This window comes from Nocardioides marmoraquaticus, from assembly GCF_054777915.1.
On record NZ_BAAHAA010000019.1, the window covers coordinates 23,228 to 41,347 of the forward strand.

General features: G+C 72.7%; 21 protein-coding genes and 1 pseudogene. 7 read left to right on the forward strand and 15 right to left on the reverse strand.

Annotation, left to right across the window (positions count from 1 at the left end; translation table 11 throughout):
- Nucleotides 1-7: 7 nt before the first annotated feature.
- The gene (locus tag ACYU8I_RS13995; RefSeq protein ID WP_460841877.1) at nt 8-220 is read right to left on the reverse strand and encodes a dodecin; all 213 of its coding nucleotides are present in this window, start codon (nt 218-220) and stop codon (nt 8-10) included.
- A 156-nt stretch (nt 221-376) separates the two neighbouring features.
- Between ACYU8I_RS13995 and ACYU8I_RS14000 the strand changes: the two genes are divergently transcribed.
- Together ACYU8I_RS14000 and ACYU8I_RS14005 are read left to right on the forward strand one after the other, a co-directional pair.
- The gene (locus tag ACYU8I_RS14000; RefSeq protein ID WP_460841880.1) at nt 377-688 is read left to right on the forward strand and encodes a DUF3099 domain-containing protein; all 312 of its coding nucleotides are present in this window, start codon (nt 377-379) and stop codon (nt 686-688) included.
- 23 nt (nt 689-711) lie between these two features.
- Nucleotides 712-921: an acetone carboxylase gene (locus tag ACYU8I_RS14005; RefSeq protein WP_460841882.1), complete on the forward strand. Its 210-nt coding sequence runs from the start codon at nt 712-714 to the stop codon at nt 919-921.
- Between the two features lie 393 nt (nt 922-1,314).
- Here the strand turns inward: ACYU8I_RS14005 and moaA are convergent, their stop codons facing one another.
- Nucleotides 1,315-2,349, reverse strand: a complete 1,035-nt coding sequence (gene moaA, locus ACYU8I_RS14010; protein ID WP_460841884.1) for a GTP 3',8-cyclase MoaA — start codon at nt 2,347-2,349, stop codon at nt 1,315-1,317.
- Nucleotides 2,350-2,406: 57 nt separating this feature from the next.
- Here moaA and ACYU8I_RS14015 point away from each other — a divergent pair, with 57 nt between their 5' ends.
- Complete coding sequence (locus tag ACYU8I_RS14015; RefSeq protein ID WP_460842001.1) at nt 2,407-3,279, forward strand: SURF1 family cytochrome oxidase biogenesis protein; 873 nt, start codon at nt 2,407-2,409, stop codon at nt 3,277-3,279.
- A gap of 65 nt (nt 3,280-3,344) precedes the next feature.
- Here the strand turns inward: ACYU8I_RS14015 and ACYU8I_RS14020 are convergent, their stop codons facing one another.
- A complete protein-coding gene (locus ACYU8I_RS14020; protein ID WP_460841888.1) occupies nt 3,345-5,231 on the reverse strand; it encodes an ABC transporter ATP-binding protein in 1,887 nt (628 codons plus the stop codon).
- Nucleotides 5,232-5,370: 139 nt separating this feature from the next.
- Complete coding sequence (locus tag ACYU8I_RS14025; RefSeq protein ID WP_460842003.1) at nt 5,371-6,921, reverse strand: ABC-F family ATP-binding cassette domain-containing protein; 1,551 nt, start codon at nt 6,919-6,921, stop codon at nt 5,371-5,373.
- Nucleotides 6,922-7,208: 287 nt separating this feature from the next.
- Here ACYU8I_RS14025 and ACYU8I_RS14030 point away from each other — a divergent pair, with 287 nt between their 5' ends.
- Both ACYU8I_RS14030 and ACYU8I_RS14035 read left to right on the forward strand, forming a co-directional pair.
- Nucleotides 7,209-7,808: a biotin transporter BioY gene (locus ACYU8I_RS14030; protein WP_460841891.1), complete on the forward strand. Its 600-nt coding sequence runs from the start codon at nt 7,209-7,211 to the stop codon at nt 7,806-7,808.
- A gap of 3 nt (nt 7,809-7,811) precedes the next feature.
- Nucleotides 7,812-8,012, forward strand: a complete 201-nt coding sequence (locus ACYU8I_RS14035; protein WP_460841893.1) for an I78 family peptidase inhibitor — start codon at nt 7,812-7,814, stop codon at nt 8,010-8,012.
- Here the strand turns inward: ACYU8I_RS14035 and ACYU8I_RS14040 are convergent.
- Together ACYU8I_RS14040 and ACYU8I_RS14045 are read right to left on the reverse strand one after the other, a co-directional pair.
- A complete protein-coding gene (locus ACYU8I_RS14040; protein WP_460841895.1) occupies nt 8,000-8,437 on the reverse strand; it encodes a DUF6314 family protein in 438 nt (145 codons plus the stop codon). The two genes, ACYU8I_RS14035 and ACYU8I_RS14040, sit on opposite strands and share 13 nt — an antisense overlap.
- Nucleotides 8,434-9,348 carry a phosphotransferase gene (locus ACYU8I_RS14045; protein ID WP_460841897.1) on the reverse strand — a complete coding sequence of 305 codons (915 nt, stop codon included), beginning with the start codon at nt 9,346-9,348 and terminating at the stop codon, nt 8,434-8,436. Before ACYU8I_RS14045 ends, ACYU8I_RS14040 begins: the two co-directional genes overlap by 4 nt.
- 134 nt (nt 9,349-9,482) lie before the next feature.
- On the opposite strand from ACYU8I_RS14045, the gene ACYU8I_RS14050 reads away from it, so the two are divergent.
- Complete coding sequence (locus ACYU8I_RS14050; protein WP_460841900.1) at nt 9,483-10,871, forward strand: amino acid permease; 1,389 nt, start codon at nt 9,483-9,485, stop codon at nt 10,869-10,871.
- Between the two features lie 325 nt (nt 10,872-11,196).
- On the opposite strand, the pseudogene ACYU8I_RS14055 reads toward ACYU8I_RS14050, so the two are convergent.
- A pseudogene (locus tag ACYU8I_RS14055) lies at nt 11,197-11,382 on the reverse strand (TOBE domain-containing protein); the annotation flags it as partial.
- 63 nt (nt 11,383-11,445) lie between these two features.
- Nucleotides 11,446-12,063: an acVLRF1 family peptidyl-tRNA hydrolase gene (locus ACYU8I_RS14060; RefSeq protein ID WP_460841902.1), complete on the reverse strand. Its 618-nt coding sequence runs from the start codon at nt 12,061-12,063 to the stop codon at nt 11,446-11,448.
- A gap of 40 nt (nt 12,064-12,103) precedes the next feature.
- On the opposite strand from ACYU8I_RS14060, the gene ACYU8I_RS14065 reads away from it, so the two are divergent.
- A complete protein-coding gene (locus ACYU8I_RS14065; RefSeq protein WP_460841904.1) occupies nt 12,104-12,703 on the forward strand; it encodes a DUF1684 domain-containing protein in 600 nt (199 codons plus the stop codon).
- 3 nt (nt 12,704-12,706) lie between these two features.
- Here ACYU8I_RS14065 and ACYU8I_RS14070 read toward each other — a convergent pair whose 3' ends face one another.
- The 7 genes from ACYU8I_RS14070 to sufD form a co-directional block, all read right to left on the reverse strand.
- Nucleotides 12,707-13,408, reverse strand: a complete 702-nt coding sequence (locus tag ACYU8I_RS14070; protein ID WP_460841907.1) for a dienelactone hydrolase family protein — start codon at nt 13,406-13,408, stop codon at nt 12,707-12,709.
- A 171-nt stretch (nt 13,409-13,579) separates the two neighbouring features.
- Complete coding sequence (locus tag ACYU8I_RS14075) at nt 13,580-13,954, reverse strand: metal-sulfur cluster assembly factor (protein WP_460841910.1); 375 nt, start codon at nt 13,952-13,954, stop codon at nt 13,580-13,582.
- The gene (gene sufU / locus ACYU8I_RS14080) at nt 13,951-14,442 is read right to left on the reverse strand and encodes a Fe-S cluster assembly sulfur transfer protein SufU (RefSeq protein WP_460841913.1); all 492 of its coding nucleotides are present in this window, start codon (nt 14,440-14,442) and stop codon (nt 13,951-13,953) included. Before sufU ends, ACYU8I_RS14075 begins: the two co-directional genes overlap by 4 nt.
- A gap of 2 nt (nt 14,443-14,444) precedes the next feature.
- On the reverse strand, nt 14,445-15,713 hold the full coding sequence (locus tag ACYU8I_RS14085) for a cysteine desulfurase (protein WP_460841915.1): 1,269 nt from the start codon (nt 15,711-15,713) through the stop codon (nt 14,445-14,447).
- 82 nt (nt 15,714-15,795) lie between these two features.
- Entirely contained in the window at nt 15,796-16,554 is a 759-nt protein-coding gene (sufC, locus tag ACYU8I_RS14090; RefSeq protein WP_460841917.1) for a Fe-S cluster assembly ATPase SufC, read from the reverse strand.
- 1 nt (nt 16,555) lies between these two features.
- Nucleotides 16,556-16,882 (reverse strand): non-heme iron oxygenase ferredoxin subunit, encoded by a 327-nt coding sequence (locus tag ACYU8I_RS14095; RefSeq protein ID WP_460841919.1) that lies wholly within the window; start codon nt 16,880-16,882, stop codon nt 16,556-16,558.
- The gene (sufD, locus tag ACYU8I_RS14100) at nt 16,882-18,102 is read right to left on the reverse strand and encodes a Fe-S cluster assembly protein SufD (protein WP_460841921.1); all 1,221 of its coding nucleotides are present in this window, start codon (nt 18,100-18,102) and stop codon (nt 16,882-16,884) included. Before sufD ends, ACYU8I_RS14095 begins: the two co-directional genes overlap by 1 nt.
- Nucleotides 18,103-18,120: the final 18 nt, after the last annotated feature.

Sequence of the window (18,120 nt, forward strand, 5' to 3'; positions counted from 1 at the left end):
GCGGAGCTCAGTCGTCCTCGAGCCGGAAGCCCACCTTCAGGCCGACCTGGAAGTGCTCGACCTGACCGTCCTTGACCTGGCCGCGCACCTGCGTCATCTCGAACCAGTCGACGTGCCGGAGCGTCTGGGCAGCACGCTCGACGCCGTTGCGGATCGCCTGGTCGATGCCGTCGGGAGAGGTGCCGACGATCTCGGTCACACGGTAGGTGCGGTTGGTCATCGAAACGGGCTCCTTCGCCTGGGCGGGTGGGCCGGCGGGCGCCCCCGGCACGCGGCCGGGGGGTGCCCGTCGTGGGCTGCCCGTCGTGGGCTGAAGGATGCCACGACCCGCGGCCGACCGCGCCGCGGGTCACCAGCGTCGACGTAGAATTGGATTGTGGACAAGGTACGCAAGACGACGGCTCGCCGCGTCGAGCCCGTCCGCATCACGACAGCCCCGGAGAGCCACCGCGACGACCTCGACAAGCGGCGCCGCCGCTACGTCATCTCGATGGTCATCCGCAGCCTCTGCTTCGTCGGTGCCGTGATCGCGCAGGCCGGCTTCGGCATCGGCTGGCTGATGTGGGTGCTCATCGTGGGCGCCGTGTTCCTGCCCTACCTCGCGGTCGTGGCCGCCAACTCGGCCGCCCCACGCATCGAGGGCACCGACCTGCCGACGGGTGTCTCCACCCACCGCGAGCTGGGGTAGGCGGGGGCTGGGAGACTCGGCGCGTGGACGCCGACACCTGCTCCGCGAAGGGCTGCCAGCAGCCCGCCGCTCACCAGCTGCGCTGGAACAACCCGAAGCTCCACACCCCCGACCGGCGCAAGGTCTGGCTGGCGTGCGACGAGCACCGCGAGCACCTCGCCGACTTCCTCGGCGCCCGGGGCTTCCTGCGCGAGGTCGTCGCGCACGAGCCGTCCGAGGGGGATGGTTCCTGACCAGCTGCGGTCCGCTGGTCGAGCCTGTCGAGACGTCCGCCCCTTCGTGGCTCGCTCCGCTCGCACCTCAGGGAGCGGGTCGTGGCTCGCTCCGCTCGCACCTCAGGGAGCGGGTCGTGGCTCGCTCCGCTCGCACCTCAGGGAGCGGGTCGTGGCTCGTTGCAGCCTGTCGAGACGACCGGCCCTTCGTGGCTCGCTGCGCTCGCACCTCAGGGAGCGGGTGGTGGCTCGCTGCGCTCGCACCTCAGGGAGCGGGTGGTGGCTCGCTGCGCTCGCACCTCAGGGAGCGGGCGGGCGGTGGCTCGCTCCGCTAGTGCCTCAGGGAGCAGGTCGTGGCTCGCTCGGCTCGCACCTCGGGGAGCGGGAGCTCTCGAGGCCGATCCTCCCGTCCCGCTAACCGCCGATCGCCGACATGGGCCGGGTCGGCTGCAGGAAGGTCGTGTCGTCGATGCCGTGGCCCGGCCGCTTGGTCATCATCGCCAGGCGCCAGCGGTCGGCGATCTCGGCGTCGTCGGCGCCGCCGCGCAGCGCCGCCCGGAGGTCGGACTCCTCGCGGGCGAACAGGCAGTTGCGCACCTGCCCGTCGGCGGTGAGCCGCACCCGGTCGCAGTCGCCGCAGAAGGGCCGCGTGACCGAGGCGATGACGCCGACCTTGGCAGGCCCGCCGTCGACCAGGAAGGTCTCGGCCGGAGCGCTGCCGCGGTGCTCGGGGTCGGGCGTCAGGTCGAAGACCGTGCGCAGCGAGGCGAGGATCTCCTCCGCCGTCACCATCTGGGCCCTCGACCAGCCGTGCTGGGCGTCGAGCGGCATCTGCTCGATGATCCGCAGCTGGTAGCCGCGCTCGAGGCACCAGCCCAGCAGCTCCGGCGCCTGGTCGTCGTTGACGCCGCGCAGCAGCACGGCGTTGACCTTGACGGGGCCGATGCCCGCGGCGTCGGCGGCGGCCAGCCCGGCCACGACGTCGTCGAGCCGGTCACGGCGGGTGATGGTGGCGAAGGTGTCGGGTCGCACCGTGTCGAGGCTGACGTTGACGCGGTCGAGCCCGGCGGCCGCGAGCGCGGGCGCCGTACGGGACAGACCCAGGGCGTTGGTGGTCAGCGAGACCTCCGGCCGCGGCTCGAGCGCCGTCGTCGCTGCCACGATGCCGGGCAGCCCGCGCCGCAGCAGCGGCTCGCCGCCGGTGAAGCGCACCTCGCGGACGCCCAGCTGCTCGACGCCGATGCGGATCAGCCGCACGACCTCGTCGTCGGTCAGGGTCTGCTCGGTCGGCATCCAGTCGAGGCCCTCGGCCGGCATGCAGTAGCTGCACCGCAGGTTGCAGCGGTCGGTGAGCGAGACCCGCAGGTCGGTCGCGACCCGGCCGTAGGCGTCGGCGAGGCCGACGCCGGCGGGACCCGGGTCGGCCGTGGTCGTCGTCACACTGCTCACGCGCCCCAGTCTAGGAGGCGGTTGCGCGGACGCACCTACGCTGGTCCTGTGCGCTTCATGCTGTCGCGACGTTGGCTCGCCTTCGCCGTCGTGGTCGCGCTGCTCGCCTACCTCGCCTACCTGCTGGGCGTGTGGCAGTTCCACCGCCTCGACGACCGCCGCGCCGAGAACCGCGTCGTCGCCACCAACCTCGCCGCCGACCCGGTGCCGGTGACCGACGCCCTCGACCCGGGCCGTGCCCCCGGCGACGAGCAGGAGTGGCAGCACGTCACGGCCTCGGGCACCTGGGACGACACCCGCACCGTGGTGGTGAAGTACCAGACCCGCGACGGCGAGCCCGGCGTCGACGTCGTCACCCCGCTGGTGCTCGACGACGGCGAGGCGGTCCTCGTCAACCGCGGCTGGCTCGCCGCCGACAACAGCGGCGGCACCACCCCCGACGTGCCAGCGGCCGATCCCGGCCCGGTCAGCGTCACCGGCTACGTCCGCGGCGACGCCACGGGTGACTCGGCCCGGGTCGCCGACGGCGAGACCCGGGCCGTGTCGTCGACCCAGATCGGCAGGACGCTCCCCTACCCCGTGCTCCGCGGCTGGGTAGAGCTGCAGGACCAGGACCCCGCGGCCAGCACCCCGCTCGCCCCGGCGCCGCTGCCCGACGACACCAGCGAGGGCCCGCACTTCTTCTACGGCCTGCAGTGGTGGTTCTTCGGGGCCCTGGCCGTCTTCGGCTTCGTCTACCTCGCCTACGACGAGCGGCGTGGCGGCGGTCGTCGCGACGCCGTGCGCCAGCGCCGCGAGCTCGCCGCGGCCCGTGCCGAGGAGCGGCGCGCCGGCCGGTCGGCTGCCAAGGCGGCCAAGGCCGAGGAGGCCGCCCAGCTGGTCGCCTGGCGCTACGGCGACCGCGAGGACCGGCCCACCCCGCGCGACTGACCCGGACGCCGACCCGGGCTGACCTGGGCGGGCCCCCAGCCTGCCCAGGCCCACGCAGGCCGGCGTCAGTGCACCGGTGCGGGGGCGTCGGCCTCGAACTGCGTGCGGTACAGGTCGGCGTACAAACCACCCTCGGCGAGCAGGTCGGCGTGGGTGCCGCGCTGCACGACCCGCCCGCCGTCGACGACCAGGATCAGGTCGGCGTGGCGCACGGTGGAGAGCCGGTGGGCGATGACCAACGAGGTGCGGCCGGTCAACGCCTCGTCGAGCGCCCGCTGCAGCAGGTGCTCGGACTCGGAGTCGAGGTGGGCCGTGGCCTCGTCGAGCACCACGATCCCGGGGCCCTTGAGCAGCAGCCGGGCGATGGCCAGACGTTGGCGCTCGCCGCCGGAGAGGCGGTAGCCGCGGTCGCCGACGACGGTCGCGAGCCCGTCGGGCAACGACCGCACCAGCGACCCGACCTGGGCGGCGTCGAGGGCCGCCCACATGCGTGCCTCGTCGGCCGTGGGGTCGGCGTAGCGCAGGTTGGCCGCGATGGTGTCGTGGAACATGTGCGCGTCCTGTGTGACGTAGCCGACGGCGTCCTCGAGCGACTGCAGCGACACCTCGCGCACGTCGTGGTCACCCACCCGCACCGCGCCGCCGGACACGTCGTACAGGCGGGCCACGAGGTGCGTGATGGTGCTCTTGCCGGCGCCGGAGGGACCCACCAGCGCGACCATCTGACCCGGCTCCGCGGTGAAGCTGACGTCGTGGAGCACCTGCTCGTGGGCCGACTCGGTCGCCATCACGGTCTCGAGGCTCGCCAGGGACACCTCGTCGGCGCGCGGGTAGGTGAAGTCGACGTGGTCGAACTGCAGCCGACCCGCGCCCCGCGGGACGTCGGGCGCCTCGTCGCGCTCGCGGACCGACGACTCGAGGTCGAGCACCTCGAAGACCCGGTCGAAGCTGACGAGGGCGGTCATGACGTCGATGCGCACGTTGGACAGCCCCTGGAGCGGGCCGAGCAGGCGCAGCAGCAGGGTCGCGAGCGCGGTCAGGGTGCCGATGGTGAGCGTGCCGCCGACCGCGAGCACGCCGCCGACGCCGTAGACCAGGGCCACCGCCAGCGCCGGGATCAGCATCATGACCGCCATGAAGATGCGCGTGACCAGCGAGATCCGGACGCCGAGGTCGCGCACCACCCCCGCCTTGTCGGCGTAGGCGGCGTCCTCGTCCTCGCGGCGGCCGAACAGCTTGAGCAGCAGCGCCCCGCCGACGTTGAACCGCTCGGTCATGAGGTTGCCGAGGTCGGCGTTGCCGTCCATCTGCCGGCGCGTGAGGCCGCTGATCTGCCGCCCCACCCAGCGCGAGGCCACCAGGAGCACCGGGAACAGCGCGAGGCACGCCAGCGTGACCTGCCAGCTGAGGACCAGCATGGTGATGCCGACGACGACCACGCTGATGACGTTGGAGACGGTGCTCGACAGGGCCGAGGTGAAGGCACGCTGCGCGCCCATGACGTCGTTGTTGAGGCGCGAGACCAGCGCCCCGGTCTGGGTGCGGGTGAAGAACGCCATCGACAGCCGCTGCACGTGGGAGAAGACCCGGGTGCGCAGGTCGAAGATCAGGTTCTCGCCGATGCGCGCCGAGAAGTAGCCCGAGGCGACGCCGAGGCCGGCGTCGAGCACGGCGACCACGGCCATCGCCGCGGCGAGCCAGGCGACCGTCGACCGGTCGCCGGCGAGCACGCCGTCGTCGAGCAGAGCCTTGATGAGCAGCGGGTTGGCGACGACGATCGCGGCGTCGAGCACCACGACCACGAGGAAGAAGCCGATCAGGCGGCGCTGTGGCGCGGCGAAGCCGAGCACCCGCCGCAAGGTGCCGCGGGTGACGCGCTGGTCGCCGACCTCGTCGGCCTTCTGCGCCGCGCGCAGCGCCGACCACGGCTGCATCCCGCTGCCCATCGCCATCACCTCGCCCTCCTGCCGGCGTCCGTGCCCGGGTGGTGCCGAGCCCCATGGCAACACCGAGCACCGACATGGTTGTTCCCCGACGACCGGCGACCACGCGACGGGCCTCGAGCGCGGCTGGCGCGGGGACGCCGGGTGATCAGGCCAGCGAGACGAGGTCGGCGTACTCGGCCGACCAGAGGTCCTCGTCGCCGTCGGGCAGCAGCAGCACCCGGTCGGGCTCGAGGGCGTGCACGGCGCCCTCGTCGTGGGTGACCAGCACGATGGCGCCCTGGTAGGAGCGGATCGCTGCCAGCACCTCCTCGCGCGAGGCGGGGTCGAGGTTGTTGGTGGGCTCGTCGAGCAGCAGCACGTTGGCGCTCGAGACCACCAGCGCAGCCAGCGCCAGGCGGGTCTTCTCGCCGCCCGACAGCACCCCGGCGGGCTTGTCGGCGTCGTCGCCGGAGAACAGGAACGAGCCGAGCACCGAGCGGGCCTCGGTGTCGGTGAGCTGCGGGGCCGAGCCGTGGAGGTTCTGCAGCACCGTGCGCGAGGTGTCGAGGGTCTCGTGCTCCTGGGCGTAGTAGCCGACCTTCGCCCCGAAGCCCGGCAGCACCTCGCCGGTGTCGGGCTGGTCGACGCCGGCGAGCATGCGCAGCAGCGTCGTCTTGCCGGCGCCGTTGAGGCCGAGGATCACCACCCGGCTGCCGCGGTCGATGGCGAGGTCGACGTCGGTGAACACCTCGAGCGAGCCGTAGCTCTTCGACAGCTCCTTGGCCGTGAGCGGGGTCTTGCCGCACTTGGCCGGCTCCGGGAAGGCGATCCGCGCCACGCGGTCGGCCCGGCGCTCGCCCTCGACGCCCTCGAGCAGGCGCTCGGCCCGCTTGAGCATGTTCTGCGCGGCCACGGCCTTGGTCGCCTTGGCGCGCATCTTGTTGGCCTGGTCGGTCAGCTGCTTGGCCTTGCTCTCGGCGTTGAGCCGCTCGCGGCGCCGGCGCTTCTCGTCGGTCTCGCGCTGCTGCAGGTAGGCCTTCCAGCCCATGCTGTAGACGTCGACCACGGCCCGGTTGGCGTCGAGGTGCAGCACCTTCGTGACGCAGGCGTCGAGCAGCTCCACGTCGTGCGAGATCACCACCAGGCCGCCGGAGAAGGTGCGCAGGAACTCCCGCAGCCACACGACCGAGTCGGCGTCGAGGTGGTTGGTCGGCTCGTCGAGGAGCAGCGTCTCGGCTCCGGAGAACAGGATCCGGGCCAGCTCGACCCGGCGGCGCTGGCCGCCGGAGAGCGTGCCGAGCGGCTGGTCGAGCAGCCGCGCCTCGATGTTGAGGCTCGCCGCGATCTGCGCGGCCTCGGCCTCGGCGGCGTACCCCCCGGCCGCGTGGAGCGCGGCGTCGGCGTTGGCGTAGCGACGCATCGCTCGCTCGCGGACCGCCTCGTCGTCGCTGCCCATCTCGTCCTCGGCCTCGCGCAGGCGCCGTACGACGTCGTCGAGGCCGCGGGCACCGAGGATGCGGTCGCGCGAGAGCTGCTCGACGTCGCCCACCCTCGGGTCCTGCGGGAGGTAGCCGATCGAGCCCGAGCGCGAGACCTGGCCCGCCGCCGGGAGGGCCTCGCCGGCCAGGATCTTGGTCATCGTGGTCTTGCCGGCACCGTTGCGCCCGACCAGCCCCACCTTGTCGCCCTGGCCGACCCGGAACGAGACGTCGCTCATCAGCAGGCGCGCGCCGGCGCGCACCTCGAGCTGGGACACGGTGATCACGGGACTGCCTTCGACGACGGAGCGGTGGGTCGCGCGAGGCGACCGGTGCGGGCGCCCGCGTCGGGGCTCGTGACGAGCACCCGGGGGCGACCCCCCGAGTGTAGGCGCCACGACGCCCGCGCCCGACCAGGTGGACCGTCCGGAGAGCGACCTCACAATACGAGGTCAGCCTCACATCTGGTAGAAACCTGGTGTCGCGGCACCACGCCGTCCACCGTGCTCCCCCTCCCGGAGGTCCGATGTCCAGCTCCGCTCTCTCCGCCCCGCTCCCCCGCCGCGGGATCGTCCTGGCCGACCTCGTGCCCGGCACCGTCGCCCGCGACGTGGCGCTCGTCGTCGGCGGCGCGATCCTCATGGGGGTCACCGCGCAGCTGGCGATCCCGCTGCCCGGCACGCCCGTCCCGCTCACGCTCGGCACCTTCGCGGTGCTGACCCTGGGTGCCGCCTACGGCTGGCAGCGCGCCGCGCTGACGATGCTGCTCTACGTGGCCGTCGGGGCGGCCGGCGTGCCGTGGTTCGCCCAGGGCACCTCCGGCTTCGGCTTCCCGTCGTCGGGCTACCTCGTGGGCTACCTCGTGGCCGCGGTCGCCATCGGCGCCCTGGCCCGTCGCGGGGTCGACCGCTCGCCGCTGCAGACCGCCGGCGCCATGCTGCTCGGCAACGCCGTCATCTACGCGTTCGGTGTGCCCTACCTGGCCTGGTCGCTCGGCATGGACGCCTCCGCCGCGATCGCTGCCGGCCTGACCCCCTTCCTCGTCGGCGACGCCATCAAGGCCGCCGCCGCCGCCGGCCTGCTGCCCCTCACCTGGCGCCTGATGGACCGCCTGCACCGCGGCTGACCCATGACCACGTCACCGGGCGACCTCGACCCCGACGACTACGTCGGGCTCGCCGGTGAGCGCGCGGGCGAGCTTGCCACCGAGCGTGGCTGGCTCGCCCGCGTGCTGCCACCCGGCGCCATGATGACGATGGACTTCCGCGAGGACCGGCTCAACCTGCACCTCGACGACGCCGGCACCGTCGTCCGCGCCTACCCCGGCTGACCGCTCCCCGCTCCGTCCCGCAGCGGCGTGAGCACGCTGGTCATCGTGTAGTCCTTGGCCGGGCCCGTCGCCCGCCACGTGACGACCCAGCGGCGCACGTCGCCGCTGACCTCGCCGGCGTAGGTGTCGGGAGCGCAGGGGTGCACCACCGCCTCCCGCGGACGCCAGGGGTGGAAGTCGCGCCCGTCCTCGAAGCGCACCCACCAGCCGTCGTCGGTCGGCACCAGCCACAGCCCGCGGCGCACGTCGACGTCGCCGGCGGGCCGGTGCCACACCATCCGCTCCTCCCACCGCAGCCGGTCGCCCTCGTCCACGATCTCCAGGATGCCGTCGATCGCGTGGCGCCCCCCCGCGCGCCGGTCGTCGACCTCCCGCTCGATCCGCCACCGGCCGACCAGGGCGCGTGGGTCGTCGAGCGCGCTCACAGCAGCGCCTCGAGCTGCGGGAACTGCCGCTGCACCGCCCGCAGGTACGGCGCGACCGCCGGGTGGCGGAACTTCCCGGCGAGCGCGCCCTCCCCGGCGGCGACCTGGGCCAGCGCCCACTCGGCCCGGCTCAGCACCGAGTACGCCGCGGTGACCCGCGCCACGAGCGCGACCTCGTCGACGTCGACCTCGCCGACCAGCCGTGCGCCGGTGACGAACGCGTCGAGCAGGACCGCGAAGTCCTCCCGGCTCGACAACGCCCAGTAGCCGAGGTCGGCGCCGACCGGGCCGACGCCGGCGCACTGCCAGTCGGTCGCCACGACGTCGTCGCCACGGGTGGTCAGCAGGTTGGACGGCACCGCGTCGCCGTGCACCCGGCCCTGGCGCGCGTCGTCGAGCTGTCGGAGCCAGTGGCCTCGCCGCCGCCACAGCTCGTCGGTGACGTCGGCGAGCGTCGTGCGGGCCAGGGTGCGCCAGCCGCCGCGCTCCTCGGCCAGCGCCAGCCGGGTGCGCAGCTGGTCGCGAGCGGCCCACGCCGGTGCCGGCGCGGCGGGAGCAGCGGCGTACCGGCCCAGGCAGCGCGCGACCTGCAGCCCGGTCGGCGGCTCGCCCACCAGCTCGCGGACCCAGACCAGCACCCCGGCCTCGTCCTCCTCGACGACGCCGAAGGGGGCCGGCACCAGGCCCGGGCCGTCGACGACGTCGGGGGCCGTGGCCACCGCGGCCTCGCGGCGCCAGTAGCCCGGGTGGGTGGGGTCGTCGAGGTGCGCCGGGTCACCCGCGGCCGGACGCACCAGCCGCTTGACCACCCAGGCGCCGTCGGGCCGGTCGACGCGCCACAACGCGTGGCCGGAGGGACCCCCCCGCAGGGGCTGCCAGTCCGGCTCCGGCTCCCACACCCGGGCCCACACGTCGGCATCGTCGCAGGTCAGCCCGGACGACGCACGGTCCCCGCCCGGCGCGTGGCGTCCGGACCGGATCGGGTGCAGGATGCCAGGAGCCGCCCGGTCCACGACGGCACCATCTCTCGGAATCGAGGCTGCCCGTGACCAGCACCGACGCTCCCGCCGCGCCCGGGCTCCAGCAGGGGCTCAAGCAGCGGCACCTCACGATGATCGCGATGGGCGGTGTCATCGGCGCCGGCCTCTTCGTCGGGTCGGCGGCGGTGATCCTGCAGGCCGGCCCGGCGGCCTTCGTGTCGTACCTCGTCACCGGCGTGCTCATCATCCTGGTGATGCGGATGCTCGGCGAGATGGCCACCGCCAACCCGTCGACCGGCTCTTTCGCCGACTACGCCCGGCGCGCCCTCGGTGGCTGGGCGGGCTTCTCGACGGCGTGGCTGTACTGGTACTTCTGGGTCATCGTGGTCGGCTTCGAGGCCGTCGCCGGCGCCGAGGCGATCCGCTACTGGGTCGACGTCGAGCTGTGGGTCGTGGCGCTGGTGCTGATGGTGCTGATGACCGCCACCAACCTGGTCTCGGTGCGCTCCTACGGCGAGTTCGAGTACTGGTTCGCCGGCATCAAGGTCGTCGCCATCATCGCCTTCCTCGTCCTCGGCACCCTGTTCGTGGTCGGGCTGTGGCCCGAGAAGGACTTCGACGTCAGCCTGATGACCAGCCAGGGCGGCTTCCTGCCCAACGGCAGCAGCGCGATCTTCGCGGCCATCGTGGTCGTGGTGTTCTCGATGGTCGGCGCCGAGATCGCCACCGTCGCCGCGGCCGAGTCGAGCGACCCCGAGCGGGCCATCGCCCGCGCCACGCAGTCGGTGATCGTGCGGGTCGCGACGTTCTTCGTCGGCTCGATGGTGCTGCTCGTGCTGATCGTGCCGTGGGACGACAACGAGGCGGGCATGTCGCCGTACGTGCTGGCCTTCGAGCGCATGGGCATCCCGTACGCCGACCACATCATGAACGCCGTGGTGCTCGTGGCCGTGCTCTCGTGCCTCAACTCCGGCCTCTACACGGCCTCGCGGATGGTCTTCGTGCTCGCCGACCGCCACGAGGCGCCGCAGGCACTCACCCGCACCAACGCGCGAGGCGTGCCGACGGCCGCGATCCTGTTCTCGACGGTGGTCGGCTTCCTGTGCGTCGGCGCCGCCTACGTCTCCCCCGACACGGTGTTCTCGTTCCTGCTGAACTCCAGCGGCGCCGTGATCCTCTTCGTCTACCTGCTCATCGCCCTCAGCCAGCTGGTGCTGCGTCGCCGCACCGACCCGGAGCAGCTCGTGGTGCGGATGTGGGGCTACCCGGTGCTGACGGTCGTCGCGATCGTCGGCATCCTCGCCATCCTGGTGCAGATGATGTTCACCGAGGCCACGCGCTCGCAGATCTTCCTCAGCCTGCTCTCGTGGGCCGTCGTGCTCGTGCTGTACGCCGTCACCCGCGCCGCCGGCGGCTCCGTCACCGCCGACGAGCTCGAGCGCGACCGCGCCTGACCCCACCCGTAGTCCATGGGGAGGTCGCGCAGCGACCGTCTCGAAGGGGGCCCCTTCGTGACGCTCCCGCTCGTCCCTCGCGGGCGCTCCTCAGGGAGCGGCATCCGACCCGCCCCCGGCACTACCCGCTCCCTGAGGTGCGAGCGCAGCGAGCCACGAAGGGGCGCCCCCTTCGTGACGCCCCCGCTCGTCCCTCGCGGGGGCTCCTCAGGGAGCGGTGTCCGCTCCCTGAGGTGCGAGCGCAGCGAGCCACGAAGGGGCGCCCCCTTCGTGACGCCTCAGGGAGCGACATCCAGCTCCTGGTCCCTCGCGAGCGCTCCGCGGGTCACTCGACCCCGAGCGCCACGTCCGTCGACTTCGCCAGCGCGACGACCTTGCTGCCCTCTGCGAGCCCGAGGTCCTCAGCGGCGTCGCGGGTGATCGAGGACGTGATCTCGGGACCGCCGTCGAGCTTGATCTTCACGACCGCCATCGCCTCGCCGGTCGTCACCGAGACGACGGTGCCGGGGAGCTGGTTGCGGGTCTAGAGCCAGGCAGGACTTCTGCGTTCTCACGCCGTGCCGCAGGTGCGGGCTCAGGGTTGCTGGTCGGCCTCGCCGACGGGCGCGTTGACCACACGCACGCGGAGCGAGCCGGCGTCACGCACCGCTCGCGCGAGCACCGCGGCGCGGGGGTCCGGCACTGCCAGCCAGGGGTCGACCACCGTCAGCCCGGCCAGCCGCCGGTCGTCGAGCACCGCGTCGACGGCGTCGCGGTCTCCGCCGGCCACCACCAGGCTGACCCCCGCGAGCACGCGCGCGGCGTGGTCGGCCGCGGCGTCGTACGCCGCCCGGGCCTGGTTGTCGCGTCGCCGGGCGAACCGCTGCTGGCTCTGCCCGCCCGCCTTGGTGCGGCCCTGCACGTGACGACGTCCGACCTTCCGGTCGAGCACGGTCGTGCCGTCGACGAGCGCCACCGCGAAGCCGCCCTTGCGCACCAGCAGCACCCCCCAGCGCCCCACCGGCTCGAGCTCGCGCTCGTCCCAGCCGCGTCCGAGCGAGCGCCGCGCGTCGAAGGTGGAGCCGTCGGCGGCGGTGCCGACGAGCGCGTCACCGACGACCGCGACCTCGGTCGGGCCGTGGGACGACTCGAAGTTCTGCCGCCACCGGGCCCACCGCTCCGGCGGCACCAGCACCACGCGCGACTCCCCCACCTGCCGGACCCTACGGGCCGACCTCGCTAGCGTGGTGCCGGTGACTGCGTTCGAGGTCGTCGACTGGCGACGCCGGGTCTTCGCGCTGTACGCCGCCGTGCGCGCCGACGCCGAGCCCGCTGCTGGGCACGAGGCGTGGCGTGCCGGGCGCGACCGGCTCTTCGCCGAGCACCCCGCGAGCCCGCTGCTGCCCGAGCAGCGCGAGGCCTTCACCGGCCTGCGGGTGCCGCCGTACGACCCGGCGTGGCGGTTCGAGGTCGAGCTGCAGCCGGCCGAGCCCGAGCGCTGGGAGGCGCAGACCGGCACCGACGGGCTCGTGCCGTTCGAGCGTCTCGGGGTCGTCGACCTGCCCGGCGTGGGCCGTCTCGACGTCTGGCGGCTCGCGACCTACGGCGGCGGTGTGTTCCTGCCGCTTCGCGACGCCGGCTGCGGCACGCCCGGTGGGGCGTACGGCGGTGGACGCTACGTGCTCGACACGGTCAAGGGCGCCGACCTGGGTGGCGACGACGCCCGACTCGTCGTCGACCTCAACTTCGCCTACCCGCCGTCGTGCGCCTACGACCCGGCGTGGGCGTGCCCGCTGCCGCCGCCCGGCAACCGCGTCGACGTGGCCGTGCCGGTCGGGGAGCTGCAGCCCTGACCGTCAGCGCACGCGCAGCTGGTCGGCGAGGAAGTCCGTGGTGCGCTGCCACGCCGTGACCGAGGCGTCGGCGTCGTGCAGGGCCGGCATGTCCGGGTTGTCGAAGGCGTGCTCGGCCCCGTCGTAGGTGAAGAACGAGGTCCGCGGCCCGTCGACGGCGGCCTGGATCCGCTCGACCTGGTCGGGCGGGATGTAGGAGTCGGCGAGCCCGAAGTGGTGCAGCTGTGGCGCCGTCACCTGCGGGGCGAGCTCGAGCAGCTGCGGCAGCGCCGAGCCGTAGTAGCTGACGAGGCAGTCGGGGTCTGCCTCGGCGGCCACGTTGAAGGCGAGGCCGCCGCCGAAGCAGAACCCCACGGCCCCCGTCGGCCCCTCGACCTCGTCGCGGTCGCGCAGCAGCCGCAGCGCAGCCACGCCGTCGGAGACGGCTGCGGCCCAGTCGACCCGCTGCAGCAGGGCCATCGCCTGCTCGAGCATGTCGGGCCCCTCCGCCACCCGGTCGACACCCAGGCGCCAGAAGATCTCCGGCGCGAGCACCACGTAGCCGAGGTCGGCGAGATCCTGCGCCCGCGACTCGAGGTAGCGGCTGATGCCGAAGATCTCCTGGACCAGCAGCACCCCCGGCCCCGTCCCCGACTCCGGCAGCCACAGGTGGGCCGGCATCTCGCCGGCGTCGGTCGGCACCACGACCGAGGGTTGGCTCGTCATGCGCCCAACCTAGCCAGGTGGCCGGGCGGAGGCGCCCCTTCGTGACGCCCGCTCGTCCATCGCGGGCTCCTCAGGGAGCGGACTCGACGCCCTGAGGTGTGCGAGCGGCCCGCTCCCTGAGGTGCGAGCGGAGCGAGCCACGAAGGGCGGGACCGCTCCGCGCGGGCCGCCTCAGACGTTGAAGCCGAGGGCGCGCAGCTGCTCGCGGCCGTCCTCGGTGATCTTGTCGGGGCCCCACGGCGGCATCCAGACCCAGTTGATGGTCACATCGGTGACGAGGCCCTCGAGGGCGGAGTTGGTCTGCTCCTCGATGACGTCGGTCAGCGGGCAGGCCGCGGAGGTCAGCGTCATGTCGAGGGTCGCGGCGGAGGCCGCGTCGACGTGCACGTCGTAGACGAGACCGAGGTCGACGACGTTGATGCCGAGCTCGGGGTCGACGACGTCCTTCATGGCCTCGACGACGTCGTCCTTGGCGACCGTGGTGGTGCCGCCGCCGGTGGCCTCGGGCACCTCGGGGAGGTCGCTGTGGTCGGGGGTCAAGCTCATCGGGTCTCCTTGGTCTCGACAGGCTCGACCGGCGAGCCTGGGGTGGCGAGGGCCTGCGAGGCGGCGTCCTTGAACGCCATCCACGACAGCAGGGCGCACTTGACGCGGGCGGGGAACTTCGAGACGCCGGCGAAGGCGATGCCGTCCTCCAGCACCTCCTCGTCGGGCTCCAGGGTGCCGCGCGACTGCATCAGCTCGAGGAACGCCTCGTGGGTGACGAGTGCGTCGGCCAGCGGCTTGTCGATGACCAGGTCGGTCATCACCGAGGCCGCGGCCTGGCTGATCGAGCAGCCCTCGGCGTCGTACGACACGTCGCGCACGACCTCGGCACCGTCGCCGCCCTCGAGGTGCACGCGCAGCGTGATCTCGTCGCCGCACGTCGGGTTGACGTGGTGCACCTCGGACTCGAACGGGTCACGCAGCCCCGCGTGGTGGGGGTTGCGGTAGTGGTCGAGGATGATCTCCTGGTAGAGGCTGTCGAGGTCCATGCTCACCTGACCTTGAAGTAGTCCTGCGTGGCGATGATTCCCTCGAGCAGGGCGTCGATCTCCGCGGGCGTGGTGTAGAGGTACGACGACGCCCGGGTCGACGACTGCACGCCGAACCGCTTGTGGGCAGGCTTGGCGCAGTGGTGGCCCGCGCGCACGGCGATGCCGCGGCTGTCGAGCAGCTGGGCGACGTCGTGGGGGTGCACGCCGTCGACCTCGAAGCTCACGGCTCCTCCGCGGTCGACGACCTCGGTCGGGCCCATGACGCGGACGCCGGGGTTGTCGGCGAGCCCGCGCAGCAGCCGCTCGGTCAGGGCGTTCTCGTGGGCGTGGATCGCGTCGAGCCCGAGCTCGCTGATGTAGTCGAGCGCCGCGGCCAGGCCGACAGCCTCGACGATCGGCGGCGTACCGGCCTCGAAGCGGTGCGGCGGCGGGGCGTACGTCGAGCGCTCCATCGCCACGGTCTCGATCATCTCGCCGCCACCCATGAACGGCGGCAGCGCGGCGAGCAGCTCGTGACGGCCCCAGAGCACGCCGATGCCGGTGGGCCCGGTCACCTTGTGGCCGGTGAAGACGAGGAAGTCGACGTCGACCGCCTGCACGTCGACCGGCACGTGGGGCGCGGCCTGCGAGGCGTCGACCACCACCAGCGCGCCGACCTCGTGGGCGCGGCGGGCGATCTCGGCGACCGGGTTGACCGTGCCGAGCATGTTGGACACCCAGGTCAGCGAGACGACCTTGGTGCGCTCGGTGATGAGCTCGTCGATGTCGGACAGGTCGAGCCGGCCCTCGTCGGTGAGCCCGAACCACCGCAGCTCCGCGCCGGTGTGCTGCGTGAGCATCTGCCACGGGACGATGTTGGAGTGGTGCTCCATCTCGGTGATCACCACGCGGTCGCCCTCGCCCACGCCGTGCGGGCCCTTCTCGAGCCCGAGGACGTTGGCGACGAGGTTGAGCGCCTCGGAGGCGTTCTTGGTGAAGACGACCTCCTCGCGGCGCGGCGCGTTGAGGAACGCCGCCACCCGGTCACGCGCCGCCTCGAACGCCTCGCTGGACTCGGCTCCGAGCTGGTGCATCGCCCGCGCGACGTTGGCGTTGTGACGCTCGAGGTGGTCGACCATCGTGTCGATCACGCACTGCGGCTTCTGCGAGGTGTTGGCGCTGTCGAGGTAGACCAGTGGCATGTCGCCCGCGAGCCGGCGCTCCAGGATCGGGAAGTCCTTGCGGATGACCTCGAGGTCGGGCAGGAGCCCGTGCGCCAGGTCCGTCATGGTCGTTCCTCTTCTGAGTGGTTCGGGATCTCGGTGGTCGAGAGTCTGGGGCCTGCGTGGTCTCGACAGGCTCGACCGACGATCAGGCCTTGGCCGAGACGTACTTGTCGTAGCCCTCGGCCTCCAGCTGGTCGGCCAGCTCGCGGCCGCCCTCCTCGGCGACCTTGCCGTCGACGAAGACGTGCACGAAGTCGGGCTCGATGTAGCGCAGGATGCGGGTGTAGTGGGTGATGAGCAGGACGCCCTTGTCGCCGTTGGCCTTGTAGCGGTTGACGCCCTCGCTGACGATCTTGAGCGCGTCGATGTCGAGGCCGGAGTCGGTCTCGTCGAGGACCGCCACCTTGGGGGCGAGCAGCTCGAGCTGCACGATCTCGTGGCGCTTCTTCTCGCCGCCGGAGAAGCCCTCGTTGACCGAGCGCTGCGAGAAGGCGTTGTCCATCTTGACCGCGTCCATGGCGGCGTTGACGTCCTTGACCCAGGTGCGCAGCTTGGGGGCCTCGCCGTCGATGGCGGTCTTGGCGGTGCGCAGGAAGTTGGCGACCGAGACGCCGGGCACCTCGACGGGGTACTGCATCGCGAGGAACAGCCCCGCGCGCGCCCGCTCGTCGACGCTCATCGCCAGCACGTCGACGCCGTCGAGGGTGACCGAGCCGCCCGTGACGTTGTAGCGCGGGTGGCCGGCGATGGAGTACGCCAGCGTCGACTTGCCCGAGCCGTTGGGACCCATGATCGCGTGGGTCTCGCCCTCGCGGATGGTGAGGTCGACGCCCTTGAGGATCTCCTTGGGACCGTCCTCGGTGTCGACCGTGACGTGCAGGTCCTTGATCTCCAGCGTGGCCATGTCAGTTGTCTCCTACGGTGTTCGTGATGTCGACGAGCACGTCGTCGCCGTCGACACGGACGGCGTAGACGGGCACGGGTTCGGTGGCGGGCAGCCCGGTGGGCTTGCCCGAGCGGAGGTCGAAGCGCGAGCCGTGCAGCCAGCACTCGATGGAGCAGTCGGCGACGTCGCCCTCGGAGAGCGCGACGGCCGCGTGGCTGCACTCGTCGGCGATGGCGAAGACCTCGCCGGCGGTGCGGACGACGGCGACCTCCTGGCCGTCGACCTCCACCTGCAGCGGCCGGTCGTCGGTCAGCTCGGCGGTGCCGCAGACGCGCTGGAAGGCCATCAGGCGCCCTCGACCGAGGGCTGGTCCTGGGACAGCTCGTGGTCGCCGCGGAGGACGTTCTTGGCGAGCTCCTCCTCCACGGTGGCGGTGAGCCGCTCCTCGAGCGACGGCACGCCGACCTTGCGGATGAGGTCCTGGAAGAAGCCGTGCAGCACCAGGCGGCGGGCTTCCTCCTCGCTGATCCCGCGCGAGCGCAGGTAGAACAGCTGCTGGTCGTCGAAGCGCGCGGTGGCCGAGGCGTGACCCGCACCCTCGATCTCGCCGGTCTCGATCTCGAGGTTGGGCACCGAGTCGGCCTGGCAGCCGTCGGTGAGCACGAGGTTGCGGTTCTCCTCGTAGGTCTCGATGCCCTCGGCGACCTTGCGGATCAGCACGTTGCCGATCCACACGGTGTGCGCGGCCTTGCCCTGCAGCGCGCCCTTGTAGACGACGTTGCTCTTGGTCCGGGGCTGGTTGTGGTCGACGAAGAGCCGGTGCTCGAGGTGCTGGCCCTCGTCGGCGAAGTAGAGGCCGAGCAGCTCCGCCTCGCCGCCGGGGCCGGCGTACTCGACGTTGGCGTGGGTGCGCACGAGGTCGCCGCCGAAGCTGATCGAGGTGTGCTTGACCCGCGCGTCGCGCCCGACCCGGATGGCGTCGCGGCCGAGGTGCACGGCGTCGTCGGCCCAGTCCTGCAGGCTGACGACGTCGACCTGCGCCCCGTCGCCCACGACGTACGACGTCGACGCGCAGTAGCGGGCCGAGCCGGTGTGGGTCACGACGATGGTGACCTGGGCGAAGCGACCGACGCGGAAGACGAGGTGGCCGTAGACCAGGTCGTCGACCGAGGTGCCGGACAGGTCGATGACCAGCGGCTCCTCGGAGGTGAACTCGGCCGGGACGTCGACCAGCGTGACGCCCTCGGCGTTCGCGACCGCGAGGGCGGCGGGTCGCTCGTTGGGCCCGAGCTCGCCGATCTCGCGCGCCTCCTGCGGCGTGGTCGTGGAGATCGTGATGCCCTCGGGCACGCTCGTCGTCCACTGCAGAGCGGCGTCGGAGGGCTCGCCGTCGAGGATGCCGCGCAGCCGCTTGAGCGGGGTGAAGCGCCACACCTCCTCGCGCCCGGTCGGGACCGGGTGGTCGTCGAGGTCGTAGGACGCCGGCGGGTTGAGGTGGGAGACCACCTCGGTGCCGGGGGCCTGCTCGAGGCTCGCCTCCACGCTCTCGCGGGCAGCGTCAGTCACAGTCACGTGGCTCGTCTT